The organism is Streptomyces lomondensis (genome assembly GCF_014651035.1).
In the GTDB taxonomy this organism is placed as follows: Bacteria; Actinomycetota; Actinomycetes; order Streptomycetales; family Streptomycetaceae; genus Streptomyces; species Streptomyces lomondensis.
In genome coordinates this window covers 68,016-92,042 of sequence record NZ_BMWC01000012.1, presented here as the reverse complement: position 1 = coordinate 92,042, position 24,027 = coordinate 68,016, and the positions used below count along the sequence as shown (strand labels likewise).

The window sequence follows — 24,027 nt, the reverse complement described above, 5'->3', positions numbered from 1 at the left end:
TACCTGGGGATGACGAACGGCCCTGAGGCGTCCCGGTGCCGGAGACCGCGTGTGCTCGGTGTCGAGAACAGGTGGAGTGCCCTTGTTCGGGAGGTGAAATTCCGTCATTCCGCATACGCGGCCGACGGTCGCACGCAAGGCTATTGGCAAGTGCTGATGGCGTGTTCCGTGGGCTGATGCACCCTCAGGCGTCAATAAAATAAGACAACATGGGTCCGCCCTTCCGCTGTTCGGGGGACCCGTCCCGATAGTCTCGGGACCTCGACGCGGAGCCCATGGCCTGCCCGGATGGTGGAATGCAGACACGGCGAGCTTAAACCTCGCTGCCCCTTCGCGGGCGTGCCGGTTCGAGTCCGGCTCCGGGCACTTCATGCGCATACGGTCTGATCTGACGAAAATGAATGCCCGAGACCCTGTCAACGGCGGCGGAAGCCCGCGCTCAGGTCCTCAATGCGGAGATCTTCGTCATATGACTCGGCCCAGCTGGAGAATCGCGAAGACCAGGAGCGAGAGACCGCAGCAGGCTTCGAGTACGCGTACGGCCAGTGGCGGCAGCGCCCTGCGGCGCGAGCGCGTCGCGCAGGCCCGACACCCCCGACCAGGCCGGCAACAAGCACCCGGCCACGGTGAGCGGCACGCGCAGGGCCGGCACCGCGAACAGCGCCCCCACCCCCGCCAGGCCGAGCACCGCCCAGACGGCGTCGCCCACCAGCGAGCCACCGGCCCGGTGTGATGGCGTAGGCCGCGGCGAAGTGGCGGTGGAAATGCGCCTGGTCGGCGAAGCCGAGCATGTGCGCGACATCAGCGACGGGCTCACCCTTGCGCAGCCGTCGCCGCGCCTCGGCCAACCGGGCCGACAGGTGCCAGGCGTAGGGCGGGGTACCGGTGGCGCGGGTGAACGTCCGGATCAGATGCTCCCCGGGACATCCCGGCCTCGTCGGCGAGCTCGGCCAGCCGCGGCGCGCCGGACCTCACATACTCGTCGTGGCTGTGCCGCGGGAAGCCGCCCGACGGGGGACGCACTACCGTCAGCTGACCTCCGCCCCATCCACGAGGGGCGTCCTCATTTGCGTCAACCTGTTGACCAATTTCGCTCCTGTGTCAGCGGCTCTCGTGCGAGAGGGTATTACCGTCGGGCCTCGCGGCTCGGGGGAACGAGGAACGCACGTCTTGGGGGAGACATACCGTGGTGACCAATCCGGCCTTGTCGAGGCCTATGTGAGTGGCCGTCACCTGATCTCGGTAGTCTCGACCGTGGGCGTCTCCACAACGCAGTGTTACCCGGGGCCTGTGCCACAGGTCTCCGTGTGAGTTCTGGCCCGGGTCGCGCAACTGGCAGACGCAACCGCCTTAAACGCGGTCGAGTGTGGGTTCGACTCCCACCCCGGGCACCAACCGCCGGCCCGCCTCCCGGAGGCGGGTGTCCTGTGTGGCCGTTCGAGGGCAGTTCGCGGCGTACCCGTTGACAGCGGTCGCATGCCGTCGGAGACTCGCATTCGGGTAAGAGTGAAGAAAATTTCACCACACGAACAGACGAGAAGAGGGCGTCCGATGCGCACCACCGTCGGCATCATCGGAGCCGGGCCCGCCGGCCTCCTCCTCGCCCGGCTGCTGCACAACGCCGGCATCGACTCGGTCGTCCTGGAGAGCCGGGACCGCGCCTACGTCGAGCGGCGGCAGCGGGCCGGGATCCTGGAGCAGGGCACGGTGGACGTGCTGCGCGCGGCCGGCGCCGGGGAGCGCATGGACCGCGAGGGACTGCGCCACGACGGCATAGAGCTGCGCTTCGACCGCCGCCGCCACCGCGTCGACTTCCCCGCGCTGACCGGCGGCCGGTCCGTGATGGTGTACGCCCAGACGGAGGTCTGCAAGGACCTCATCGCCCTCCAGCTCGCCGAGGGGGGCCCGCTGCTGTTCGAGGCGGAGGCCCTGGCCGTGGAGGACGCCGGCACCGACGCCCCGCGCGTCCGCTTCCGGCACGAGGGCCGCGAGGACGTCCTGGAGTGCGAGTACATCGTCGGCTGCGACGGCTTCTGGGGCGTGGCCCGCAAGGCGATCCCCGCCGGACTGACCCGGGTCTTCGAACGCACGTACCCCTTCGGCTGGCTCGGCATCCTCGCCGACGTACCGCCCTCGCACGACGAGCTCGTCTACGCCCGCCACGACCGCGGCTTCGCCCTGCTCTCCATGCGCTCCCCGGCCGTCTCCCGCCTCTACCTCCAGGTGCCCGACGGCACCGACGCCGAGGCGTGGTCCGACGAGGAGATCTGGGACGAGCTGGAGCGCCGCTTCGAGACCGCCGACGACTGGCGCCTGGAGCGCGGCCCGATCACCCAGAAGTCGGTCACGCCCATGCGCTCCTACGTCCACGAGCCCATGCGCCACGGCCGCCTCTTCCTCGCCGGTGACGCCGCGCACATCGTGCCCCCGACCGGGGCCAAGGGGCTGAATCTCGCCGTCGGCGACGTCGTGACCTTCGCGCGGGCCCTGACGCACCGCAAGGAGACCGGCTCACCGGAGCTGCTGGACGCCTACTCGCGGACCTGCCTGCGCCGGGTCTGGCAGGCCGAGCGATTCTCCTACGACATGACGACCCTGCTGCACCGCACCCCCGACGCGACGCCCTTCGACGACCGGCTCCAGCTCGCCCGGCTGGAGCGGATCGCCTCCTCCCGGGCCGCCGAGACCGACCTGGCCGAGGGGTACACGGGCTTTCCGTTCGGGTGAGGTAAGGGCGGCGTCAGCGAGTGGTCTCCGGCCGGTCCCGGACGTGTACCGGCTCGGTGATGAATGAGCCCCTCCGATGAGGGGAATCACGAAGCGGCGTAGCGTGTTGCGCACCACGACGAGGGAAAGATCCTCCCCAAGCAGTAGGGTCATTCCTTTGCCTACCTATTACTCTTGAGCCAAGGTCACGCAGTGTTGGCCATGGAGGAGTGAAATGAGGAGCAGAAACCCGGTCTTCTCGCGACGGGGGTTCAGCCGCGACAACGGCTACGCGGGCTTCAACACCGCGCCGCAGGCCGGGGGTCCCGCTGTCGCCACCCAGGGCAACCCGTACGCGCAGCCGACGGGCAACCCGTACGCGCAGAACCCGTACGCGCAGAACCCTTACGCCCAGCAGGACGTGCAGCAGTACGGCGCGCCGCCGCAGGCCCCGGCCACCACCGGCCGGATGACCATCGACGACGTCGTCATGCGCACGGCGAGCACGCTCGGTGTGCTCATCCTCACCGCCGCGCTCTCCTGGGCCCTGCTGCCCGTCGACGACGCCAACATCAGCCGTAGCTACGGCATCGGTATCGGCGCCGCGCTGATCGGCATGGTCCTGGCGTTCGTGCAGTCCTTCAAGCGCAAGGCCTCGCCCGCGCTGATCCTGACGTACGCCGCGTTCGAGGGTGTCTTCCTCGGCGTCGTGTCCAACATCGTCGACAACCGCATCGCCGACGGCGCGGCCATGCAGGCCGTGCTCGGCACCATGGCGGTCTTCGCCGGTGTGCTGATCGCCTACAAGGCCGGCTGGATCCGCGTCAACCGCCGCTTCTACGGCTTCGTGATGGCGGCCGCGCTCGGCTTCATCCTGCTGATGACCGTGAACCTGCTGTTCGCGGTGTTCGGCGGCGGTGACGGCCTCGGCTTCCGCAGCGGTGCCCTCGGTGTCGTCTTCGGCATCATCGGCATCATCCTCGGCGCCTGCTTCCTCGCCCTGGACTTCAAGCAGGTCGAGGACGGCATCGCCTACGGCGCCCCGCGCGAGGAGGCGTGGTTCGCGGCCTTCGGCCTCACGCTGACGCTGGTGTGGATCTACCTGGAGTTCCTGAGGCTCATCTCGATCCTCAACAGCAACGACTAGCTCTGACTCGGTCGTGCGCGAAGGGCCCCGGCTCCGGCCGGGGCCCTTCGTCGTCCAGGCGTACGCGCCTGGAGCGGTGCGCGCCTAGAGCAGTTTGCGCGCGGCCCTCCTCAGGTCGTACTCGTGGATGATCGCCTTGGCGTGGCCGTACGCCAGGTTGTGTTCGTGCCGGAGCCAGCTGACCTTTTCCTCGAAGCGGAAGAGTGCCGGGCCTTCTTCGACGGTGCGAAGCCAGTCGGAGATCTCACGACCGGTGCAGTGGGGGATGCGGGCGAGCATGTTGCGGTGGGTCTCTTCGGAGAAGACTTGGGACATCGGCGCCTCCGGACGCATGGGATGTAAGCCGGTCCTTCAGGTCACCGTGCCTGAGTGTTCGCCCGTTGGCAACAGTCCCGGTGCGACGCGTACGCTCGCGGCGTGGTTGATACGACGCCTCTGACCCGTGCGGTGGATCATTTCGCCGATCGTTTGAGGGCTGCGCCCCAGAGCCGGTTGCAGCGGGGCGCTGCCGCTGAGGCTCTCGGGCTGGCCCGGGAGTTGGCCCGCAGGGCGCAGGTTCTCGAGGGCGTGGAGCCTCGGGTGATGCCGGATGCGGGGATGTTTGCGGCGGCAGATCAGATCACCGTTGCGGCGCATGATCTGGCGGTGGTGATTGCCGGTGATGCCGATGTCGATGACGCGGTGCGGTTGGTTGAGGAGGCGCAGAAGCGGGCGGGGGTGTGACCTGTTTCGCCGGCGGCTGCGGGTGCGTCGTGGTTGCTCGCGCAGTTCCCCGCGCCCCTAGAGGGACGCGATCACCCGGTCCGCCAGGATGTACACGTTCTCCTTGCCGCACTCGAACGTGAGGGTGTAGGCGCCCGAGACGCCCGAGCCGCCCAGCAGGGTCGGGGTCTCGCCCGCCCGCAGAGCCGCGGCCAGGCGCTCCGCCGTCTCGCGGTGGCCCGGGGTCATGCACAGGGTCGTGCCGTCGGCGAAGACGTAGACGTCCAGGGTGCCCAGCGGGCCCGGGCGGACGTCCGTCAGTTCCACGCGGGAGGCGGCCAGCTCCTCCAGGGTCGCGACCGTGCGCTCGTGGTCGTTCACCACCGGCGACGGCGTCGGCACGAAGTCCGGGTGGGAGGGGTGCCGGCGGCGGGCCGCGGCCAGCTCGGCGGACTCGGAGGGCGTGTCCCGCACGAGGTCCCTCGGCTCGTCGGCGTCCGCGCCGGGTTCGGACAGCGGCTCCAGGCCCGCGAAATCGGCCTGCCGGGGCAGGAACAGATCGCTGTCGGGCAGACCCAGCAGGGGCGGCGCGTCGGAGGCGTCACGGGCCTCCTGGGCGGCCCAGAACGCCCGTGCCTCGGCGAGCTCCCGCTCCCGCTCCTCGGCGAGCGCCGCGGCCACGGCGGCACGTATCTCGTCGGTGTCGGCGGTGGTACGGGCGGCGGGCACCAGCGCACGGGTGGTGGCGGCACGGTTCTCGGCCAGCTCGGTGTGCAGGGCCGCGACCTGTCGACGCAGCAGCACGAGGGTGCGCAGGACGGCGACGCCCACGGCGCCCGTGGCGGCCGTGGTGACCAGCAACGCGATCGGCATGGCGCTCACTGACGTACTCCCGGTTCAAAGTCGACCCCCGACTTCCTACATCAGCTTGAAGGGCGGACTAACCAGCTGTCAGTGCGTAACGTCACGAAACGGACAGGGCTTCGGTCTCGGGGGAGGGGGTGTGACTACTGTGACCTGCGCTTCTCCCCGTACCGAGGGAGATAGGTCACATCCTGGGGGAGATTGGATCACAAAAAGGCCCGGAACCTCGGTGTTTCCGGGGTTCCGGGCCCAAGCCTCACAGCGGGTGCTATGGCGACTACCGTGCGGCGCTCAGCTGAGGCGCTCGATGACCATGGCCATGCCCTGGCCGCCACCGACGCACATGGTCTCCAGGCCGAACTGCTTGTCGTGGAACTGGAGGGAGTTGATGAGCGTGGTGGTGATGCGGGCGCCGGTCATGCCGAAGGGGTGGCCGACGGCGATGGCACCGCCGTTGACGTTCAGCTTCTCCAGCGGGATGCCGAGGTCGCGGTAGGAGGGGATCACCTGGGCGGCGAACGCCTCGTTGATCTCCACCAGGTCGATGTCGTCGATGGTCAGCCCGGCCCGCCGCAGGGCCTGCTTGCTCGCCTCCACCGGGCCGAGGCCCATGATCTCGGGCGAGAGGCCGGAGACGCCGGTCGAGACGATCCGGGCGAGCGGGGTGAGGCCCAGCTCGCGGGCCTTGGTGTCGGACATGATCACGAGCGCGGCGGCGCCGTCGTTCAGCGGGCAGCAATTGCCGGCGGTGACCAGGCCGTCCGGGCGGAAGACCGGCTTGAGGCCCGCCACGCCCTCCATCGTGACGCCGGCCCGGGGGCCGTCGTCCTTGGACACGACCGTGCCGTCGGGGAGGGTCACCGGGGTGATCTCGCGCTCCCAGAAGCCGTTCTTGATGGCCTCCTCGGCGAGGTTCTGCGAGCGGACGCCGAACTCGTCCATGTCCTGGCGGGTGACGCCCTTGGCGCGGGCCAGGTTCTCGGCGGTCTGGCCCATCGCGATGTACGGGTCGGGCAGCAGGCCGTCCTCGCGCGGGTCGTGCCAGGTGGAGCCCTCGGACTGGGCGGTCTCGGCGGTGCGGGCCTCGGCGTCGGCGAAGAGGGGGTTGTGCGTGCCGGGCATGTCCGAGCTGCCGTTGGCGTACCGGGAGACCATCTCGACGCCGGCCGAGATGAAGACGTCGCCCTCGCCCGCCTTGATGGCGTGCAGGGCCATGCGGGAGGTCTGCAGGGAGGAGGAGCAGTACCGGGTGATGGTGCAGCCCGGCAGGTGGTCCATGCCCATCTGTACGGCGACGATGCGGCCGAGGTTGTGGCCCTGCTCGCCGCCGGGCAGGCCGCAGCCGAGCATCAGGTCGTCGATGTCCTTCGGGTCCAGCTCGGGGACCTTGGCCAGGGCGGCCTGGACGATCGTCGCGGTGAGGTCGTCCGGACGGAGGTCCTTGAGGGAGCCCTTGACGGCGCGGCCGATGGGGGAGCGGGCGGCTGAGACGATCACGGCTTCGGGCATCACGGCTCCATTGACGTACCGGGTGGTCTGGCTGGGCTGTCTGGGAAGTTACCCGTACGTATGGGCTGGGTCACGGGTGTCGCGGTGTGACCCTGGCCGCAGTTTTCTAAGCGCTTGCTTTTTCCGTGCCGGGTCCTCTCTAGTTCGACGGCGTGGCCGGGGCCGGTTCCTGCTCGGGCAGCCGCCGGCGCCGGCGGCGCTTCAGCAGGGCCCACGGCCCCCGCGGGCCGGTCGGCATGGCCGCCGCGACCTCCGTGCCCGCCTCCGAGGCGGCCTCCGCCGCCGCCCGTGCCACCGGCAGGAAGCCCTCGCGGCGGGAGGCGTCCGGGCGCTCCTCCTCGGCCGGCCAGAGGCCGAGCGAGGCGCAGACGGTCGGCAGGACCGCCATCGCCGCCGTCGCGTAGCCCTCGGCGGACGGGTGGTAGTTGTCCGGGCCGAACAGCTCGCGCGGGTTGGCGGCGAACTCGGGGCCCAGCAGGTCGCCCAGGGACACGGTGCGGCCGCCCTGCTCGACGACTCCGATCGTCTGGGCGGCCGCCAGCTGGCGGGAGGCCCGTCTGGCCAGCCAGCGCAACGGCTGCTGGACCGGCTCGATCGTGCCCAGGTCCGGGCAGGTGCCGACCACGACCTCGGCACCGGCCGTGCGCAGCCGCCGTACCGCCGAGGACAGGCAGCGGACCGAGCGGGTCGGGGGCATACGGTGGGTGACGTCGTTCGCGCCGACCATGATCACGCAGATGTCGGGCACCGGATCGGGGTCGGCCAGCACCAGGGCCACCTGGCGGTCCAGGTCGTCCGAACGGGCCCCGGGGGTCGCCACCGTGCGCAGCACCACCGGGCGTTCCGCCAGGGCCGCCACGCCCGAGGCCAGCAGCGCGCCCGGGGTCTGCCCGGCGCGGTGCACGCCCTGGCCGGCGGCCGTGGAGTCGCCCAGCATCGTCAGCCGCAGCGGCGCCTGACCGGAACCGGCGTACGTACGGCCGTACAGCCCGTCCGCGTTCGGCACATGCGGCGACGTGCCGTTGCCCACCCGGCGCCGCGCCAGCTGCACCTCCGCCAGCACCAGCCCCACGGTGGCCGCCCCGGCCAGACCGATCCCGCCGCCGCCGTACGCAGCGCCGGCCGCGATCCGCCGGGCCACCCTCGCCCTCGACATGCTCGACATGCGTCGCCGCCACCTCCTCGAACCCGTACACCCAGTGCTTGCCCCGTACAGACCGTCGCCCAATCTCAACGGGGAGTGAACGACCGTCACGGACCACGGCGAGGCCATAGGCTGGCGGCACCACTAAGACCAACCACTTCTGCGGCATCCGGAGACAACGGTGCAGTTCCACGACTCGATGATCAGCCTCGTCGGCAACACCCCGCTGGTGAGGCTCAACAGCGTGACCAAGGGCATCAGGGCGACCGTCCTGGCCAAGGTGGAGTACTTCAACCCCGGCGGCTCCGTGAAGGACCGCATCGCCCTGCGCATGATCGAGGCGGCGGAGGAGAGCGGCGCGCTCAAGCCCGGCGGCACGATCGTCGAGCCGACCAGCGGTAACACCGGTGTGGGGCTCGCCATCGTGGCGCAGCAGAAGGGGTACAAGTGCATCTTCGTGTGCCCCGACAAGGTGAGCACCGACAAGATCAACGTGCTGCGGGCGTACGGCGCCGAGGTCGTCGTGTGCCCGACCGCCGTGGACCCCGAGCACCCGGACTCCTACTACAACGTCTCCGACCGGCTGGTCCGCGAGACGCCCGGGGCCTGGAAGCCGGACCAGTACTCCAACCCGAACAACCCGCTCTCCCACTACCACTCGACCGGCCCCGAGCTGTGGGAGCAGACGGAGGGGAAGATCACCCACTTCGTGGCGGGCGTGGGCACCGGCGGGACCATCTCCGGCACCGGGCGCTACCTGAAGGAGGTCAGCGACGGCAAGGTGAAGGTCATCGGCGCCGACCCCGAGGGCTCCGTCTACTCCGGCGGCTCCGGGCGGCCGTACCTCGTCGAGGGCGTCGGTGAGGACTTCTGGCCCACCGCCTACGACCGGACCGTCGCGGACGAGATCGTCGCCGTGTCCGACAAGGACTCCTTCCAGATGACCCGCCGCCTGGCCAAGGAGGAGGGCCTGCTGGTGGGCGGCTCCTGCGGCATGGCGGTCGTGGCCGCGCTGGAGGTCGCCGCGCGGCTCGGCGAGGACGACGTCGTGGTGGTGCTGCTGCCGGACAGCGGGCGCGGCTACCTCAGCAAGATCTTCAACGACGAGTGGATGGCCGACTACGGCTTCCTGGAGGACGCGGGCCCGAGCGCCCGGGTCGGCGACGTCCTGAACGACAAGGAGGGCGACCGCATGCCCTCCCTCGTCCACATGCACCCGGACGAGACGGTCGGCCAGGCCATCGACGTGCTGCGCGAGTACGGCGTCTCGCAGATGCCGGTCGTCAAGCCGGGCGCGGGTCACCCCGACGTGATGGCCGCCGAGGTCGTCGGCTCGGTGGTGGAACGCGAGCTGCTGGACGCGCTGTTCAGCAAGAGCGCCTCGCTCGACGACCCGCTGGAGAAGCACATGTCCGCCCCGCTGCCCCAGGTCGGCTCCGGTGAACCCGTCGGCGATCTGATGGCCGTCCTCGGCAAGGCGGACGCGGCGATCGTCCTCGTCGAGGGCAAGCCGACCGGTGTGGTCAGCCGGCAGGACCTGCTGTCCTTCCTCGCCCGGACGGCGAAGTGACGGCGAATCTCCGGTGAACCGCCCGTGAACCGGGTGAACTTGCGGCGTCCGCGATCTTCGTCGACTTCGCGGAAGTGGTACGAGCGTGTCACGTTCGCGCAGCACCCGCTTAACACGAGTCCTGCACATTAGTGGGTGTCGGCAGGGCGGGAGCGGCTCCCCGCCCCGGCCGGCGCCGTAGGCGTCAAGGACCTCCGGAGCGGCTCCCGGACCTCCACCGACGCCACGGACGCGGGGGCCCGGCCTGACCAGGCCCGCGTCCTTCGCGGGGACCGCCGTCGTCCCGCCCCCCGTTCACGGGGGTGCGGCGGTCCCCGCGCATTTCTTTTTCCCTGGCATCTTTCCTCGGCATCTTTCCTCCGGCATTCGGCCTCTCGGGCCGGTCAGCCCGTGTGGCTCGTCGCCCAGCTCCCCAGCAGCGCCAGGCGCTCCGCCGTCTCCGAGCCCGGGTCGGGTGTGTAGGCGACGATCGTCCGGTCCGGAGCCCCCGGGACCGTGAGGGTCTCGTACGGGAGGGTCAGCAGGCCCGCGACCGGGTGCCGGAGGTGTTTCACGCCGTGGTCGCAGGGCTTGACCAGGTGGTCGGCCCACAGTCGGCGGAACTCCGCGCTCGCCCGGGAGAGTTCGGCGACGAGTTCCCCCATGGCCGGGTCGCCGGGGTGGTGGCCCGCCTTCAGGCGCAGGTGGGCGACCGTCTGCGCGGCGACCGCCGCCCAGTCCGGGTAGAGGTCCCGGGCGGCGGGATCGAGGAAGAGGCGGCGGGGGAGGCTCCGGTCGCCGGGGCCGCTGCCGTCGAGACCGAGCAGGGCGTCGGCGAGGGCGTTCCAGGCGAGGACGTCCATGCGGTGGTCCAGGACGTAGGCCGGGTTGCGGTCCATGCCGTCCAGGAGCAGTTGCACCCCCGGGCGCACCCGGGCCGCGGCCGGGCCGTCCTCGCCCCGCCGACGCGGCCGGGCCACCGCCCGCAGGTACTCACGCTCCGCCCCGTCCAGCCGCAGCACCCGCGCGATGGCGTCCAGTACAGCGTCCGAGACGCTCGGGCCCCTGCCCTGCTCCAGCCGAACGTAGTAGTCGACGCTCACCCCGGCCAGCTGCGCCACCTCCTCACGGCGCAGTCCCGGGACGCGGCGGCGGCCGTAGGAGGGCAGCCCCCTCTCCTCCGGCCGGATACGGGCGCGGCGCGAGCGCAGGAAGTCTCCCAGTTCTCCGTCCATGGGGCCGAGCCTAGGCGGCCCGGCGCCCGCGAACCTGGTACTGGCAGTCCCAGGAAAAGCGCCGCCCTGGGTACGGCGGCGCGCACCGCCGAGGGTGGTGGGCGAGCCGGGGAAGACGCCCCGGCCGCCACCGAGGGAGTACCCCATGCCGTACGAGAACCTGGCCGGCCGCACCGCCGTCGTCACCGGGGCCGCGAGCGGGATCGGCGAGGCCGTCGCCGTGCTGCTGGCCGCCCGGGGCGCACGGGTGGCGCTGCTGGCCCGGCGCGAGGAACGCCTGACGGCGCTCGCCGGGAAGATCCGGGCCGACGGCGGACAGGCCCTGCCCGTCGTCGCGGACGTCACCGACGAGACGTCCGTGGCGGACGCCGTCGACCGGATCCACGCGGAGTACGGACCCGTCGACCTGGTCGTGAACTCCGCCGGCGTCATGCTGCCGCACCCCGTCGACGCCCGGCGCGCCGACGAGTGGCAGCGGATGCTCGACACCAACGTCGCCGGAGTGCTGCGGATCACCGGCGCGTTCACCGCCGACCTGGTCGGCGCGGCCGCGGACGGCCGTACCGCCGACCTCGTGAACATCTCGTCCATCGCCGCGCACGTCAGCTTCCCGAACTACGCGGTGTACGGGGCGACCAAGGCGGCCGTCACCTCGCTGTCGCAGTCCCTGCGCGGGGAGTTCGGGCCGCGGGACGTCCGGGTCACCAACATCGAGCCCGGGTTCGTCGAGAGCGAGCTGCGCACCCACATCGGTGACGCGGAGCTGTCCCGGCAGGTGGAGGGCATGCTGGACGAGGTGGGCGCGCTGTCCGCCGAGGAACTGGCCGACCTGGTGGCCTTTGTGACGAGCCGGCCCCGGCGGGTCAATCTGCGCCAGATCGTGGCGCTGCCGACGCGGCAGGTCTGAACGGCCCGCGCGCTCAGTCCTCCCAGTCGCCGTCCTGGGAGGACCTGCGGCGGCCGAACAGTCCCGGGTTGGTGCGGGCGGCCTGGACGACGTTGACGCCGACGATGCCCGCCCACGCGACGAGCAGGCCGGGCAGATCGGCCACGGCCCCGCCGATCGCGGACAGCGGCACCGCGAGGACGAGCGAGACGATCCCGAAGCCGAAGCGCTCGCCCCAGGAGTCCGTGGCCCTCGGCGACCGGGAGTCCCGGGCCGTCTGCATCTGCTGCTCGGCGAGCTGCCGGCGCACCCGCCGGTCCACGGCGCCGTCGATCCGCTGGTCGACCTTCTCCAGGAACGAGTCGACCAGCGCGGACTCGTACTCCTCGCCCAGCTCCCTGCGCGCGTGCAGGGTGGCGTCGAGTTCCTTCTTCAGCTCGGTGTCCCGCGCGTCCATTCCGGTCATGTCACCCACCGTAGAAAGCGCCGACGCCGGCCGCACTGGGGTTAGCCCCCCTGTCGGACTGGGGGACGCCGCCGAAATTGAGAGTTGACAAGGTTCCGCCTCCAGGACAGCAGGGTGCAGCGGACGCGCGTTGGGTGCACCAGCGTGCCGGAGTCTGCCCCACGGGTGGATCCCACAGCCACATCACGTTGACGGAGTCGGCGCGGTCACTGCTCCGGGTTGTGCAGGTCAAGCGCGTCGCCGAGCCGGGTGAGCGATGAGTTCTCTCTGCGCATGGCGGAAACACACGCCCGTTCACCGGGTAGCAGGACGAGGAGTATCAAGGGGCCTGTCACATCTCGTGTGGAGAGTTCCGGTGCCCCGGGGGAGGCCGGTGAGAAGCGCTCGATCTCGATGAGGTCCGCGTTACCGCTCACCAGAAGTTCCCAGATATGCACGAGTTCTCCTTCGTCACCGTCTGAGCCACGCCCGGTGTGGACAAGGGACTCGGATTCGGCGACGACGGACATGGATGCCCCGGTGAGCGCTTCCTCGACCGCGGCCGGGGCGCATACCTGCGTACCGATGACGCCCCCACTGAGATGGTCGGGGCGCTCCCAGGTACCGTCCATGCGCCGCACGGAGTAGTACAACTCTTCAGCGATGAGACCGTCGTCCCTGCGGTGCAACAGCAGGACGAACCCGAGGTCGCCGCTGACCCACACGTCGGCGACGACGACGGAGCCGGCGGGCACGGCCAAGTGGCCTGCTTCCGCGCGGACGGTTGGTGGGCGCCCCAGCCGGAGGGCTGTTGCGGCGATATCGGCCATCGGCTCTCTCATGTTCCTCTTGCTTCCTCGTTCCTCGGATCGGCCCTGCTGTCGACGCGTCGAGCTGTGGACGTGGCGCGCCTGGATGGTGCGCCAGCCACACTTCTGAGTCAGTTCACGTGCGGGGCGGCCGACGCCCATGCGAGTCGGCCGCCCCGCACGCCGGATTACTTGGCCATGCAGGAGTAGCCGATCTTGCCCGGGGGAACACCGGACCAGAACGCCTTCAACGCCGCGCTCTCGCCCGCCGCGCTCGCCGTGGAAGAGGCGTCACGCCGCCGTCCGCGTCGCGGTACGAGAGTTGCCGGCCCAGCTTGTCGAAGACGCGTGTGATGGTGCCGCCCGTAGCGGACACGGTCTTGACGGGGCGTCCGTTGTCCGACAAACGGGCCGGCAGGCCCGGACCCACGACGTTGCGGCACCAACCTGGCCGGGCAGCAGTCGATGCCGATGCGCTAGTGGCCGAACGCCGGGGCACCGCCGAGGAGGCATGAGACGTACTGGCAGGGGCGGCGCGTCTGGCGGGGCACCCGCGCGGTCCAGCGGGTGCGTCATCCACACACTGGTCCGGTGCAGTGGCTTGCTCCACCCCTCCACAGAGGCGATGGGCAACTCGGCCTCGTGCTGGGGCATGGCACGCGGCTCGTCGTGGCGCGTACGTGGCGATCTTCGCGGAAGCAGGTCCGCGCCCTGGAAGCCATGGCGCGGACCTCTCGTCCTTCGTCCTCACGCGCCTGGTGGCGCCGCGCTCACCCCGGAGGTTCCGTCCCCGCCGCGTTCGACGGCGTCGGCACGACGCCCGGCAGTGGGGCCATCACCCAGTGCGCGTCCTCCCAGGTGATCGTCTCGGTGACCCGGACAGGTTTGCGCTCGGCACGCGCGGTGCCGGTCACGTTCACTGTCCACACGCCCGCGAACTCCGAGGTGCGGATCCACCGGACGTCCCAGTCCTGTCCGCCGTACGCCTTGATCCGGGCGCGGGCGTCCCGCGAACCCTGGGGGTGGGCGTCGAGCAACCGGCCCAGCCCCTCCTGGTCCGAGGCGTTGAGGAATTGTACGTAGTCCCGCAGGAAGCGGTCCTGGTCGGCAAGGTCAGGAGACTTCGCTCTGTCGGACCCGTCTCCGCCGCCGCACGCCGTGAGCAGTACCGCACAGAGGACGGCCATGAGCAGCCCGGCGCGACGCTGCCACGGGCGGTGTCCGCTCCCGCCAGGTGCGGAAGGCGTGATACGTCGCGCGCGGGTACTGCGCCACAAGGCTCTTCACCGACTTCCGGTAGGTGTTGGTCGAGTGGTAGGTCAGGTAGGGCACCCCGCCGCTCTTGTACGTGGTGATCATGGAGTGGTCTTGGACCTGTTGCCGCTGAAGTCCATCTGGAGGATGTCCCCGAGACCCAGCTTGTACACGTTGTCCAGGTTGTAGGCCCGATCGCTGTGCAGCGCAAAGGACGCCCAGTGGTTGACGTTGATCCAAGACGTCGTCTCGAGGAGTTGTACCACCAGTTCTTGTAGCTCTTGTACCAGTCGGAGTCGTTCTTCCAGCCGCCCGCCCGCCCGTTTGCCCGCAGCGCCTGGCTGATGAGGTTGGTGCAGTCGCCCGCGACGTAGTTGCACTTGCGGTAGTCGGAGTTGTATGCAGCCGTCCGCACCAGTGGTGCCAGCCGCCGCGACAACTCCCGCACGTCGGCCGCCGCCGGCAGAGGCATCACCACCGTGAGGAACGCCGCCGCGGCCTCGGCCGACGCCGGCCCCCACGCGAACCGGCTCCGGTGCATCCCACGATCGAAGCGTTCCTCCAGCAGAACCGGGCTGCACCAGTCAGGCACATCCGGCAGACGCCTCAAGACCCTCGGCAGCCCCAGTCGCACCAAGATCGCACACGCGCGCGAACCACTCTACGGACAGGCGCGGCTGCCGTAGACCGTCGCCCACTCCCGCCCTGTCCATGGCCGACGCGCCTTGCCTGCCGAGAGCACCGCCGCCACGCTCAACGGTCCGCCCTCGAAAACGGACAGATGCATCCCGTCCACCAGGTCGCCGGGAACACCCGTCGCCGCATACACGGTCTGCGGCCGGACGTCCGAAGAACCCCTCGAAGGCGCAGTCCCATGAGGTCGGGGATCTCGGCCGGTGGGCACCTGTTCGCTCGCGCCATCCGGTCCACCCACGATTCGAAGGCATCATCCGCGAGTGGGGCTGTGACCAGCGCTAAAGTGCACTCTCATTTTGAGGGACACTCTCATTTTGACCTGCCGCTCTCATCGGACTGGGGACCGCCCTGCCGCCGCTTGCCGGGCTGCATATGCTCATGCAGAATCCTCAGCTACTGAATAGGCGAGGGGGAGCACGTCATGAGCGGGACCGACAGCCCTGCCGCGCGGCTCCAGGCGCTCTTCGAGGGGCACCGGCTGACGCCGACCCAGCGGCGCATCGCGCACAGCATGGTGCGGCGCGCCGCCGACGTGCCGTTCCTGTCGAGCGTGGAGCTCGCCGAGCTGGCCGGGGTCAGCCAGCCCTCCGTGACCCGCTTCGCCGTGGCCCTCGGCTTCGACGGCTACCCGGACCTGCGCCGCCACCTGCGCGAGGTCGCCCCGGCCGAACCCGCGGCGGAGGCGGGGTCCGCCAACGAGTACCAGCAGGCCGTCGAGGCCGAGATCGACAACCTGCGGCACCTGGCGGAGGCGCTGGCCGACCCGGGTCCGGTGCAGCGGGCCGGGCGCCTCCTCGCGGCCTCCCGGCCGCTGCCGGTCCTCGGGCTGCGGGCGGCGGCCGCCCAGGCGCACGGCTTCGCCTACTTCGCCGCCAAGGTCCACCCCGACGTGCGGCTCCTCAACGAGGGCGGCACGGTGCTCCACGACCGCATCGACGCCGCCGTCCGGGCCGGCGCGACCGCACTGCTGTGCTTCGCGCTGCCCCGGCACCCCCGCGAGGTCGTCGACACCCTCGCCTACGCCAAGGAGGCCGGGCTGACCGTCGTCACGGTCGCCGACTCCGCCTTCGCGCCCGTCGCCAAGGTGTCCGACCTGCTGCTGCCCGCCGCCGTCGGCACCGGCCTCGCCTTCGACACGGCCTGCGCCCCGATGCTGCTCGGCCGGGTCCTGCTGGAGGCGATGTGCGACGACCTGCCCGAGGCCCAGTCCCGCCTGGAGGAGTTCGACGCGAGGGCGGCGGCACGGGGCCTGTTCGTCGACTGACGGCGCGCGCTCCGGATTCTCAGACTCATCTCACGTTGCGTCGCTAACGTGTGTCTTCTACAACTCCCTTCAGAAACACCCTTCAGACACTTCGGATCCGGACGGAGGCTGAACGTGACGCGCGGAGGACAGGGGCTGGCTCGGGTGGCCGTCGTCGTACGGGCGGGGGCCGCCCCGCTGTGGTGGCTGGGCGTTTTCGCGGCCGGTATCGGCCTGGCGGCACCGGGCCTGACCGGACGCCGCATCGGCGTCCTGGCCGGGGCGGCGCTGTTCGTCCTGGCGGCGGCCGTGGTGGCCTTGGGGCGACGCAAGCGCTACGTCACGCTGGCCGCCGCCGCGGCCCGCGCCGGCAAGCACGACGTACTCCAGGACCGCGCGGTGACGGCACGCAACTGGCGCCGCCACCACCGCTGGTGGCTTCTGCTCGCCTTCCTCGCCGCCCTGGGCAGCGCCTTCGCGGTGCCGGCGGCCGGGGGCATGCTGCTGGCCGGCTGCGGAGCGGGCCTGTGGCTGAAGGCGGCCTGGCTGGGCCGCCGCGAGCGGGCCGGCGAGGCCCTGCTGTGGGTCCGGGTGGACTGGCTGCGCGGCGGCGTGGCCCACCCCGCGGGCAAGCGGGTCAAGGCCTACCGCAGCACGGGCATCGCAGCGGGCGACGCGGCCCCGGGCGGAGCGCGGAGGAAGACCCCGGCGCTGGTCTGACCTGGGGTTCCAGGGGCGCGGGGAACTGCGCGACAAGCCACAACGCACCGGCAGCCCGGGGACGGCACCAGCCACCCACGGCGCCTACGTCAACGCATCCACCTGCGCCCCACCGGACTCGGCCACGATCTCCTCCACGCTCTGCGCCCGCCGCACCACCGCGAAGCGCCCCTCCGGCCAGAACCCGTACACGGCGGGCCGGACCAGCGAGTTGTACGCGTAATGATGCGCGAAGTAGTACGCCCCCGTGTCCAGCGCCGCCGCGTAGTCCCCCTGCTCCAGCAGCGGCATGGACCGCCCTTCCGCCAGCAGATCCCCGGCAAAGCAGGCCGGCCCCGCGACGTCCTGGACCACGACGGGCCCGTCCTTCACCCGCCCCTTCGCGTCATACGCGGCGATCCGCAACGGCCAGCTCCCCGGCGCGTAGACGGTCCGCGCCGCAACCTGCACACCCGCGTGCGTCACCGCGACCGCCCGCCCGCCGGAGGCCTTCGCGTACTCGACCCGCGCCACCACCGTCCCGTGCTTCGCCAGCAGTGACCGCCCGAACTCGGTGACCAGCCCGTACCGCCCGTCGAACAGCCCCGGCACCGCCTCCGCCAGCATCCGCGCGTACTGCGCGTACGTCGGCGTCGTCGCGTCCGACGCGAAGTTCACCGGCAGCCCGCCGCCGATGTCGAGCGTGTCGACCTGGTGCCGCCCGGCCCGCCGGTTGATCTCCTCCGCGAGCCCGTACGTCTCCGCCACGCCCTTCACCATCAGCGACAGCGGGATCCCCTGGGACCCCGTGTGCGCGTGCAGCCGGGTCAGCCACGGCCGGTCCAGATACGCCCGTACGACCCACTCCCGGGCGCCCTCGTCGCGCAGCGCCACCCCGAACTTCGAGGTGGCCGTCGCCGTCGACAACGCCTCGATGGAACCCCCGCCGACCTGCGGGTTCACCCGGATCCCCAGGGGCGAGCGGCTGGTCCCCGACAGCATCAGCGCGTCGATGCGCGCCAGCTCCTGCGGGTTGTCCGCGTTGACGGCGATGCCCAGGGACAGCGCCTCGCGCAGCTCGGCCGGCGTCTTCGCGGGCGAGTCGAGCACCGTCATGGCCGGCGGCAGCCCCGCCGCCCGGGCCAGCGCCAGCTCACCCGGGCTCGCCACCTCCGCGCCGACACCCTCCTCGCGCAGCAGCCGCAGCACCGGCACCAGCGGGGTCGCCTTCACCGCGAAGGCGTGCAGCACGGGCGTGCCCGGCGCCACCACCGCGTCGAACGCCGCCCGCAGCTCCGCCGCCGACTCCCGGATGCCGGTGACGTCCAGCAGCCCGACGATGGGGCTGGCGGGACCCAGCAGCCCCTGCTCCACCGCCGCCCGTACCGCCTCGTCCCGCCGGGCCGCCCGCCCGGCGCCGGAGCCGCCCTCCTGACCGTCGCCGCCCATGCCGCTCCCCGCCGCCTCTTCTGCCTCGCCCTGTGCGCCCATGCATCCAGCCAAACATCCACGGCCCCGCCGCGCCGACCCCCCGGCGTATTGACTAGCCCTATTCAGGCGGTCAGGATGTGAATAACCGCAGCAACAACCCGCCGGGAGCACCACGCACCCACCAGGAGGCAGCCCATGTCAGGACCCCGCACCGTCCGAGCGCCGCGCGGCACGGAACCGAGCGCCCTGGGATGGCAGCAGGAAGCCGCGCTGCGGATGCTGCAGAACAACCTCGACCCGGAGGTCGCCGAGCACCCCGACAAGCTCGTCGTCTACGGCGGCACGGGCAAGGCGGCGCGCGACTGGCGCTCCTTCGACGCGATGGTGCGGACGCTGAAGGGCCTGAAGCAGGACGAGACCATGCTGGTCCAGTCCGGCCGCCCGGTCGGTGTCATGCAGACCCACGAGTGGGCCCCGCGCGTCCTCATCGCCAACTCCAACCTCGTCGGCGACTGGGCCACCTGGGAGGAGTTCCGCCGCCTCGAACAGCTGGGCCTGACCATGTACGGCCAGATGACCGCCGGCTCCTGGATCTACATCGGCACCCAGGGCATCCTCCAGGGCACCTACGAGACCTTCGCCGCCGTCGCCGCGAAGAAGTTCGGCGGCTCCCTGGCGGGCACGATCACGCTGACCGCCGGTCTCGGCGGCATGGGCGGCGCCCAGCCGCTCGCCGTCACGATGAACGACGGTGTGGCGATCTGCGTCGACTGCGACCCGCGCGCGATCGAGCGGCGCATCGAGCACCGGTACCTGGACGTGAAGGCCGACAGCCTCGACCACGCGCTCCAGCTGGCGACCGAGGCCCGCGACGCCCGCCGGCCCCTGTCCATCGGCGTCCTCGGCAACGCCGCCGAACTCGTGCCGCAGCTCCTCGCCATGGGCGCCCCCATCGACATCGTGACCGACCAGACCTCGGCGCACGACCCGCTGTCCTACCTGCCGCTGGGCGTGGACTTCGACGAGATGGCCTCCTACGCCGCCAAGGACCCGGCCGGCTTCACCACCCGGGCCCGCGAGTCCATGGCCCGCCATGTCGAGGCCATGGTCGGCTTCCTGGACGCCGGCGCGGAGGTCTTCGACTACGGCAACTCCATCCGCGGCGAGGCCCGGCTCGCCGGTTACGACCGGGCCTTCGCCTTCCCCGGCTTCGTCCCCGCCTACATCCGCCCGCTGTTCTGCGAGGGCAAGGGCCCCTTCCGCTGGGCCGCCCTGTCCGGCGAGGCCTCCGACATCGCCAAGACCGACAAGGCGATCCTCGACCTCTTCCCGGAGAACGAGTCCCTGGCCCGCTGGATCAAGATGGCCGGGGAACGGGTCCACTTCCAGGGCCTGCCCGCCCGCATCTGCTGGCTCGGCTACGGCGAGCGGGACAAGGCCGGCGAGCGGTTCAACGACATGGTCGCGAGCGGGGAGCTGGCGGCCCCGGTCGTCATCGGCCGCGACCATCTCGACTGCGGCTCCGTCGCCTCCCCCTACCGGGAGACCGAGGCCATGCTCGACGGCTCCGACGCGATCGCCGACTGGCCGCTGCTCAACGCGATGGTGAACGTGGCGTCCGGGGCGTCCTGGGTCTCCATCCACCACGGCGGCGGGGTCGGCATGGGCAGGTCGATCCACGCCGGGCAGGTCACCGTGGCCGACGGCACGCGGCTCGCCGGCGAGAAGATCCGCCGGGTCCTCACCAACGACCCGGGCATGGGCGTGATCCGGCATGTCGACGCCGGGTACGACATCGCGGAGTCGGTGGCGGGGGAGCGGGGCGTGCGGGTGCCGATGCGTGAGGGTGACCAGGCGTGACCTTCCACAGCATGTGGGCGGAGCTGCTGCCGGTCGGCCGCAGCTCCGCCTCCGGCGGCTACCGCCGCTTCGCCTGGACCGGCGCCGACCTCGACTGCCGGGCCTGGTTCAGGCAGCAGGCCGAGGCGCGCGGGCTGACGTACGAGGCCGACCGCAATGGCAACCAGTGGGCCTGGCTCGGGGACCCCGCCCGGGGCGACGCCGTCGTCACCGGGTCGCATCTCGACTCCGTGCCCGACGGGGGCGCCTTCGACGGGCCCCTGGGCGTCGTGTCGTCCTTCGCGGCGCTCGACGAGCTGCGGGGCAGGGGAGCGGAGCTCACCAGGCCGCTCGGCATCGTCAACTTCGGCGACGAGGAGGGCGCCCGGTTCGGGCTCGCCTGCGTCGGCTCCCGGCTCACGGCGGGGCAGCTCACCGTCGAGGACGCCCACCGGCTGACCGACGGGGACGGGACCACCCTGCCCCGCGCCATGGAGGCCGCCGGATACGACCCGGACGCCATCGGGCCCGACCCCGAGCGGCTCGCCCGCATCGGCGCCTTCGTCGAACTGCACGTCGAGCAGGGCCGGGCCCTGGACCTGTCCGGCGACCGGGTCGGCATCGCCAGTGCCATCTGGCCGCACGGCCGCTGGCGGTTCGACTTCCGGGGCGAGGCCAACCACGCCGGCACCACCCGCCTCGCCGACCGGCGCGACCCCATGCTGTCCTACGCCGAGACCGTCCTCGCCGCCCGCCGCGAGGCCGAACTCGCCGGTGCCGTCGCCACCTTCGGCAAGATCGCCGTCGAGCCGAACGGCGTCAACGCCATCCCCTCCCTGGTGCGCGGCTGGCTCGACTCGCGCGCGCCCGAGCAGCACACCCTCGACACCGTGATCGGCGGCATCGAGAAGGCGGCCCGCGCGTACGCACAGGAACACGGCGTCGATCTCGCCGTCGTCCGCGAGTCGTTCACCCCCGTCGTCGAGTTCGACCACGCCCTGCGCGACGAACTCGCCCGCATCCTCGGCACGGACGCCGACCTCAAGGTCCCCGTCCTCGGCACCGGCGCCGGACACGACGCCGGGATCCTCTCCGGGAGCATCCCGACCGCCATGCTGTTCGTGCGCAACCCCACCGGCGTCTCCCACTCGCCGGCCGAGTCGGCGACCGAGGACGACTGCGTGGCCGGGGTGCTCGCACTCGCCGACGTACTGGAAGGACTGGCGTGCACGTGACACAGACGTACTGGCTGGAGCACGCCTGGCTCGACACCCACGTCGAGCCCGGCGTGGCCGTGGACACGGCGGACGGTCGCATCACCGCCGTCCGGTCCGAGGTCACCACCCCGCCCCCCGGCGCCGAGATCCTCCGCGGACTCACCCTGCCCGGCCTGGCCAACGCCCACAGCCACGCCTTCCACCGCGCCCTGCGCGGCACCGCCCAGGTCGGCTCCGGCACCTTCTGGACCTGGCGCGAGGTCATGTACGCCACGGCCGCCCGGCTCACCCCGGACACCTACCACGCCCTGGCCCGCGCCGTGTACGCCGAGATGGCCCTGGCCGGCATCACGGCGGTCGGCGAGTTCCACTACGTCCACCACGCCCCCGGCGGCACCCCCTACGCCGACCCCAACGCGATGGGCGAGGCCCTCGTCGCGGCCGCCGCCGAAGCCGGGATCCGCATCACCCTCCTCGACACCGCCTACCTCTCCTCCGGCTTCGGACAGCCGCCCACCACCCACCAGCTCCGCTTCTCCGACGGCACGGCGGACGCCTGGGCCGAACGCTGTTCAGTTCTCAAGGACCGGGATCACGCGCGGATCGGAGCGGCGATCCACTCCGTACGGGCCGTGCCCGCCGACCAGTTGGAGACCGTGGCACGGTGGGCCGAGGAGCGGCGGGCCCCGCTCCATGTGCACCTGTCCGAGCAGACCGCCGAGAACGACGCCTGCCGGGAAGCCCACGGCTGCACCCCGGCCCAGCTCCTCGCCCTGCACGGCGTGCTCGGGCCGCGCACCACCGGCGTCCACAACACCCACCTCACCGCCGAGGACATCTCCCTCATCGGCTCCAGCGGCACCGGCACCTGCATGTGCCCGACGACCGAGCGGGACCTGGCCGACGGCATCGGACCCGCGGTCGCCCTCCAGAACGAAGGCTCCCGGCTCTGCCTCGGCTCCGACAGCCACGCCGTGATCGACCTGCTCGAAGAGGCGCGGGCGATGGAGCTGAACGAGCGGCTGCGCACCCGCACCCGGGGTCACTGGACGGCGGCCGCCCTGCTGCGGGCCGCCTCGGCCGACGGCCACGCGGCCCTCGGCTGGGACGAGGCGGGCACCCTGGAGCCCGGCGCGCTCGCCGACTTCACGACGATCGCCCTCGACTCGGTCAGGACGGCAGGGCCGCTTCCGCGGCTCGGGGCCGAGTCGGCCGTATTCGCCGCGTCGGCAGCAGACGTGTCGCATACGGTCGTGGGAGGCCGGCACGTCGTACGGGACGGGGTCCACCGCCTCGTACCCGATGTGCCGAAAGCCCTCGCGGACGCCGTCGCAGCCCTGCGCGGATGACCCCGGGCCGCCCGCCACCGCGGCCCGCCTCCGGACCCGACCCCACCGCCGACCAGGCCACCAAGGACGCCATGAGCAACGCGACGACCGTCAGCCCCGCCCACTCCGCGAGCACCGCAAGCACGCTCATCACCAACATCGCCAGCCTGGTCACCAACGACCCCTCCCTCGGTGACAATTCCCCCCTCGGACTGGTCCAGGACGCGGCCGTCGTCATCGAAGGCGACCGCATCGCGTGGACCGGTGATCAAAGCAAAGCACCCGCCACTGACAATCGGGTCGACGCGGGCGGCCGGGCGGTCGTCCCCGGCTTCGTCGACTCCCACTCCCACCTGGTCTTCGCGGGCGACCGGACGCAGGAGTTCAACGCCCGCATGTCGGGGCGGCCGTACAGCGCCGGCGGCATCCGCACGACCGTCGCCGCCACCCGGGCCGCGAGCGACGAGGAACTGGAGGCCAACCTCACCCGTTACCTGCGCGAGGCCCTCCGCCAGGGCACCACCACCCTGGAGACCAAGTCCGGCTATGGCCTGACCGTCGAGGACGAGGCCCGGGCCCTGCGCATCGCCGCCGCCCACACCGACGAGGTCACCTACCTCGGCGCCCACATCGTGTCGCCGGACCACGCCGAGGACCCGGCGTCGTACGTCGCCCTCGTCACCGGCGAGATGCTCGACGCCTGCGCCCCGTACGCCCGCTGGATCGACGTCTTCTGCGAGCGGGGCGCCTTCGACGGCGACCAGGCCCGGGCGATCCTGACCGCGGGCAAGGCCAAGGGCCTGCACCCGCGCATCCACGCCAACCAGCTGTCGTACGGCCCGGGCGTCCGGCTGGCGGTCGAACTCGACGCGGCCAGCGCCGACCACTGCACCCACCTGACCGACGAGGACGTGGACGCGCTCGCGAACAGCGACACCGTCGCCACCCTCCTGCCGGGCGCCGAGTTCTCCACGCGGGCCGAGTGGCCGGACGCCCGCCGCCTGCTCGACGCGGGCGCCACCGTCGCCCTCTCCACCGACTGCAACCCGGGCTCGTCCTTCACCTCCTCCGTCCCGTTCTGCATCGCGCTCGCCGTACGGGACATGGGCATGACCCCGGACGAGGCCGTCTGGTCGGCCACGGCGGGCGGCGCGGCGGCCCTCCGGCGCACCGACGTCGGCCGCCTCACCCCGGGCGCGTACGCGGATCTGGCGCTCCTCGACGCCCCGAGCCACGTCCACCTCGCCTACCGCCCCGGCGTGCCCCTGGTCACCGGGGTCTGGCGGCGTGGTGAGAGGGTGCTCTGACCAAGGGAAGGGCGGGG

22 protein-coding genes, 2 tRNA genes and 2 pseudogenes are annotated in these 24,027 nt (G+C 71.6%); 13 read left to right on the top strand and 13 right to left on the bottom strand.

The genetic code is table 11. From position 1 onward, the window contains the following. Window positions 1-282: 282 nt before the first annotated feature. A tRNA-Leu gene (locus IE255_RS31910) sits at window positions 283-366 on the top strand. A gap of 73 nt (window positions 367-439) precedes the next feature. Here IE255_RS31910 and IE255_RS40455 read toward each other — a convergent pair. Together IE255_RS40455 and IE255_RS40450 are read right to left on the bottom strand one after the other, a co-directional pair. Continuing rightward, complete coding sequence (locus IE255_RS40455; protein WP_372487600.1) at window positions 440-802, bottom strand: LysE family transporter; 363 nt, start codon at window positions 800-802, stop codon at window positions 440-442. Then, window positions 726-908: pseudogene (locus IE255_RS40450) on the bottom strand (helix-turn-helix domain-containing protein); the annotation flags it as partial. The pseudogene IE255_RS40450 and the gene IE255_RS40455, both read right to left, overlap by 77 nt. A gap of 409 nt (window positions 909-1,317) precedes the next feature. Here IE255_RS40450 and IE255_RS31900 point away from each other — a divergent pair. From IE255_RS31900 to IE255_RS31890, 3 genes are all read left to right on the top strand, one after another. Continuing rightward, window positions 1,318-1,394, top strand: a tRNA-Leu gene (locus IE255_RS31900). Window positions 1,395-1,551: 157 nt separating this feature from the next. Beyond that, window positions 1,552-2,727 carry a 4-hydroxybenzoate 3-monooxygenase gene (locus tag IE255_RS31895; RefSeq protein WP_190053874.1) on the top strand — a complete coding sequence of 392 codons (1,176 nt, stop codon included), beginning with the start codon at window positions 1,552-1,554 and terminating at the stop codon, window positions 2,725-2,727. 214 nt (window positions 2,728-2,941) lie between these two features. Further along, a complete protein-coding gene (locus tag IE255_RS31890) occupies window positions 2,942-3,853 on the top strand; it encodes a Bax inhibitor-1/YccA family protein (protein ID WP_190053873.1) in 912 nt (303 codons plus the stop codon). Window positions 3,854-3,937: 84 nt separating this feature from the next. Here the strand turns inward: IE255_RS31890 and IE255_RS31885 are convergent, their stop codons facing one another. Further along, complete coding sequence (locus IE255_RS31885; RefSeq protein WP_059424410.1) at window positions 3,938-4,168, bottom strand: DUF4287 domain-containing protein; 231 nt, start codon at window positions 4,166-4,168, stop codon at window positions 3,938-3,940. Window positions 4,169-4,270: 102 nt separating this feature from the next. On the opposite strand from IE255_RS31885, the gene IE255_RS31880 reads away from it, so the two are divergent. Continuing rightward, on the top strand, window positions 4,271-4,576 hold the full coding sequence (locus IE255_RS31880; protein WP_190053872.1) for a hypothetical protein: 306 nt from the start codon (window positions 4,271-4,273) through the stop codon (window positions 4,574-4,576). 57 nt (window positions 4,577-4,633) lie between these two features. Here IE255_RS31880 and IE255_RS31875 read toward each other — a convergent pair whose 3' ends face one another. The 3 genes from IE255_RS31875 to IE255_RS31865 all read right to left on the bottom strand — a co-directional run bounded on the left by IE255_RS31875 (window position 4,634) and on the right by IE255_RS31865 (window position 8,093). After that, window positions 4,634-5,437: a hypothetical protein gene (locus IE255_RS31875; protein WP_190053871.1), complete on the bottom strand. Its 804-nt coding sequence runs from the start codon at window positions 5,435-5,437 to the stop codon at window positions 4,634-4,636. A gap of 273 nt (window positions 5,438-5,710) precedes the next feature. After that, window positions 5,711-6,928 carry an acetyl-CoA C-acetyltransferase gene (locus IE255_RS31870; protein WP_190053870.1) on the bottom strand — a complete coding sequence of 406 codons (1,218 nt, stop codon included), beginning with the start codon at window positions 6,926-6,928 and terminating at the stop codon, window positions 5,711-5,713. 139 nt (window positions 6,929-7,067) lie between these two features. Beyond that, the gene (locus tag IE255_RS31865; RefSeq protein WP_190053869.1) at window positions 7,068-8,093 is read right to left on the bottom strand and encodes an SGNH/GDSL hydrolase family protein; all 1,026 of its coding nucleotides are present in this window, start codon (window positions 8,091-8,093) and stop codon (window positions 7,068-7,070) included. Window positions 8,094-8,253: 160 nt separating this feature from the next. Here IE255_RS31865 and IE255_RS31860 point away from each other — a divergent pair, with 160 nt between their 5' ends. Further along, complete coding sequence (locus IE255_RS31860) at window positions 8,254-9,642, top strand: cystathionine beta-synthase (protein ID WP_190053868.1); 1,389 nt, start codon at window positions 8,254-8,256, stop codon at window positions 9,640-9,642. Window positions 9,643-10,025: 383 nt separating this feature from the next. Here the strand turns inward: IE255_RS31860 and IE255_RS31855 are convergent, their stop codons facing one another. Further along, complete coding sequence (locus IE255_RS31855; RefSeq protein ID WP_190053867.1) at window positions 10,026-10,856, bottom strand: helix-turn-helix transcriptional regulator; 831 nt, start codon at window positions 10,854-10,856, stop codon at window positions 10,026-10,028. Window positions 10,857-11,001: 145 nt separating this feature from the next. Here IE255_RS31855 and IE255_RS31850 point away from each other — a divergent pair, with 145 nt between their 5' ends. Then, the gene (locus tag IE255_RS31850; RefSeq protein WP_190053866.1) at window positions 11,002-11,763 is read left to right on the top strand and encodes an SDR family oxidoreductase; all 762 of its coding nucleotides are present in this window, start codon (window positions 11,002-11,004) and stop codon (window positions 11,761-11,763) included. A gap of 13 nt (window positions 11,764-11,776) precedes the next feature. On the opposite strand, the gene IE255_RS31845 is transcribed toward IE255_RS31850, so the two are convergent. The 5 genes and pseudogenes from IE255_RS31845 to IE255_RS40445 all read right to left on the bottom strand — a co-directional run. Next, on the bottom strand, window positions 11,777-12,199 hold the full coding sequence (locus tag IE255_RS31845; RefSeq protein WP_190054007.1) for a hypothetical protein: 423 nt from the start codon (window positions 12,197-12,199) through the stop codon (window positions 11,777-11,779). Window positions 12,200-12,414: 215 nt separating this feature from the next. Continuing rightward, the gene (locus IE255_RS31840) at window positions 12,415-13,029 is read right to left on the bottom strand and encodes a hypothetical protein (protein WP_190053865.1); all 615 of its coding nucleotides are present in this window, start codon (window positions 13,027-13,029) and stop codon (window positions 12,415-12,417) included. Window positions 13,030-13,766: 737 nt separating this feature from the next. Next, the gene (locus IE255_RS39540) at window positions 13,767-14,183 is read right to left on the bottom strand and encodes a hypothetical protein (RefSeq protein ID WP_229906679.1); all 417 of its coding nucleotides are present in this window, start codon (window positions 14,181-14,183) and stop codon (window positions 13,767-13,769) included. Window positions 14,184-14,351: 168 nt separating this feature from the next. Further along, window positions 14,352-14,516 carry a hypothetical protein gene (locus IE255_RS39535; protein WP_229906678.1) on the bottom strand — a complete coding sequence of 55 codons (165 nt, stop codon included), beginning with the start codon at window positions 14,514-14,516 and terminating at the stop codon, window positions 14,352-14,354. 56 nt (window positions 14,517-14,572) lie between these two features. Beyond that, window positions 14,573-14,722: pseudogene (locus IE255_RS40445) on the bottom strand (amidase domain-containing protein); the annotation flags it as partial. A gap of 645 nt (window positions 14,723-15,367) precedes the next feature. Between IE255_RS40445 and IE255_RS31825 the strand changes: the two are divergent. Then, a complete protein-coding gene (locus tag IE255_RS31825; RefSeq protein ID WP_190053862.1) occupies window positions 15,368-16,210 on the top strand; it encodes a MurR/RpiR family transcriptional regulator in 843 nt (280 codons plus the stop codon). Window positions 16,211-16,324: 114 nt separating this feature from the next. Beyond that, window positions 16,325-16,909: a hypothetical protein gene (locus IE255_RS31820; protein ID WP_190053861.1), complete on the top strand. Its 585-nt coding sequence runs from the start codon at window positions 16,325-16,327 to the stop codon at window positions 16,907-16,909. Window positions 16,910-16,993: 84 nt separating this feature from the next. On the opposite strand, the gene IE255_RS31815 is transcribed toward IE255_RS31820, so the two are convergent. Further along, a complete protein-coding gene (locus IE255_RS31815) occupies window positions 16,994-18,337 on the bottom strand; it encodes a type III PLP-dependent enzyme domain-containing protein (protein WP_190054006.1) in 1,344 nt (447 codons plus the stop codon). A 177-nt stretch (window positions 18,338-18,514) separates the two neighbouring features. Between IE255_RS31815 and hutU the strand changes: the two genes are divergently transcribed. Genes hutU through hutI form a run of 4 tightly spaced genes read left to right on the top strand, consistent with a single transcriptional unit; the run spans window position 18,515 to window position 24,010 of the window. After that, window positions 18,515-20,179: a urocanate hydratase gene (gene hutU, locus IE255_RS31810; protein ID WP_190053860.1), complete on the top strand. Its 1,665-nt coding sequence runs from the start codon at window positions 18,515-18,517 to the stop codon at window positions 20,177-20,179. Next, window positions 20,176-21,393, top strand: a complete 1,218-nt coding sequence (locus IE255_RS31805; RefSeq protein WP_190053859.1) for an allantoate amidohydrolase — start codon at window positions 20,176-20,178, stop codon at window positions 21,391-21,393. The genes hutU and IE255_RS31805 overlap by 4 nt, the downstream gene beginning before the upstream one ends. Then, a complete protein-coding gene (locus IE255_RS31800) occupies window positions 21,390-22,724 on the top strand; it encodes a formimidoylglutamate deiminase (RefSeq protein WP_372487598.1) in 1,335 nt (444 codons plus the stop codon). Before IE255_RS31805 ends, IE255_RS31800 begins: the two co-directional genes overlap by 4 nt. After that, window positions 22,721-24,010 carry an imidazolonepropionase gene (gene hutI / locus IE255_RS31795; RefSeq protein WP_190053857.1) on the top strand — a complete coding sequence of 430 codons (1,290 nt, stop codon included), beginning with the start codon at window positions 22,721-22,723 and terminating at the stop codon, window positions 24,008-24,010. The genes IE255_RS31800 and hutI overlap by 4 nt, the downstream gene beginning before the upstream one ends. The last annotated feature ends 17 nt before the right edge of the window (window positions 24,011-24,027 follow it).

Coding starts and splice junctions, on each gene's coding strand:
- IE255_RS31890 (WP_190053873.1), top strand. CDS start 2,942: ATGAGGAGCAGAAACCCGGTCTTCTCGCGACGGGGGTTCAGCCGCGAC.
- IE255_RS31850 (WP_190053866.1), top strand. CDS start 11,002: ATGCCGTACGAGAACCTGGCCGGCCGCACCGCCGTCGTCACCGGGGCC.
- IE255_RS31840 (WP_190053865.1), bottom strand. CDS start 13,029: ATGAGAGAGCCGATGGCCGATATCGCCGCAACAGCCCTCCGGCTGGGG.
- IE255_RS31825 (WP_190053862.1), top strand. CDS start 15,368: ATGAGCGGGACCGACAGCCCTGCCGCGCGGCTCCAGGCGCTCTTCGAG.
- IE255_RS31865 (WP_190053869.1), bottom strand. CDS start 8,093: ATGTCGAGCATGTCGAGGGCGAGGGTGGCCCGGCGGATCGCGGCCGGC.
- IE255_RS31855 (WP_190053867.1), bottom strand. CDS start 10,856: ATGGACGGAGAACTGGGAGACTTCCTGCGCTCGCGCCGCGCCCGTATC.
- IE255_RS31815 (WP_190054006.1), bottom strand. CDS start 18,337: ATGGGCGGCGACGGTCAGGAGGGCGGCTCCGGCGCCGGGCGGGCGGCC.
- hutU (WP_190053860.1), top strand. CDS start 18,515: ATGTCAGGACCCCGCACCGTCCGAGCGCCGCGCGGCACGGAACCGAGC.
- IE255_RS31895 (WP_190053874.1), top strand. CDS start 1,552: ATGCGCACCACCGTCGGCATCATCGGAGCCGGGCCCGCCGGCCTCCTC.
- IE255_RS31870 (WP_190053870.1), bottom strand. CDS start 6,928: ATGCCCGAAGCCGTGATCGTCTCAGCCGCCCGCTCCCCCATCGGCCGC.
- hutI (WP_190053857.1), top strand. CDS start 22,721: ATGACCCCGGGCCGCCCGCCACCGCGGCCCGCCTCCGGACCCGACCCC.
- IE255_RS39540 (WP_229906679.1), bottom strand. CDS start 14,183: ATGGCCGTCCTCTGTGCGGTACTGCTCACGGCGTGCGGCGGCGGAGAC.
- IE255_RS31885 (WP_059424410.1), bottom strand. CDS start 4,168: ATGTCCCAAGTCTTCTCCGAAGAGACCCACCGCAACATGCTCGCCCGC.
- IE255_RS31845 (WP_190054007.1), bottom strand. CDS start 12,199: ATGGACGCGCGGGACACCGAGCTGAAGAAGGAACTCGACGCCACCCTG.
- IE255_RS40455 (WP_372487600.1), bottom strand. CDS start 802: ATGTCGCGCACATGCTCGGCTTCGCCGACCAGGCGCATTTCCACCGCC.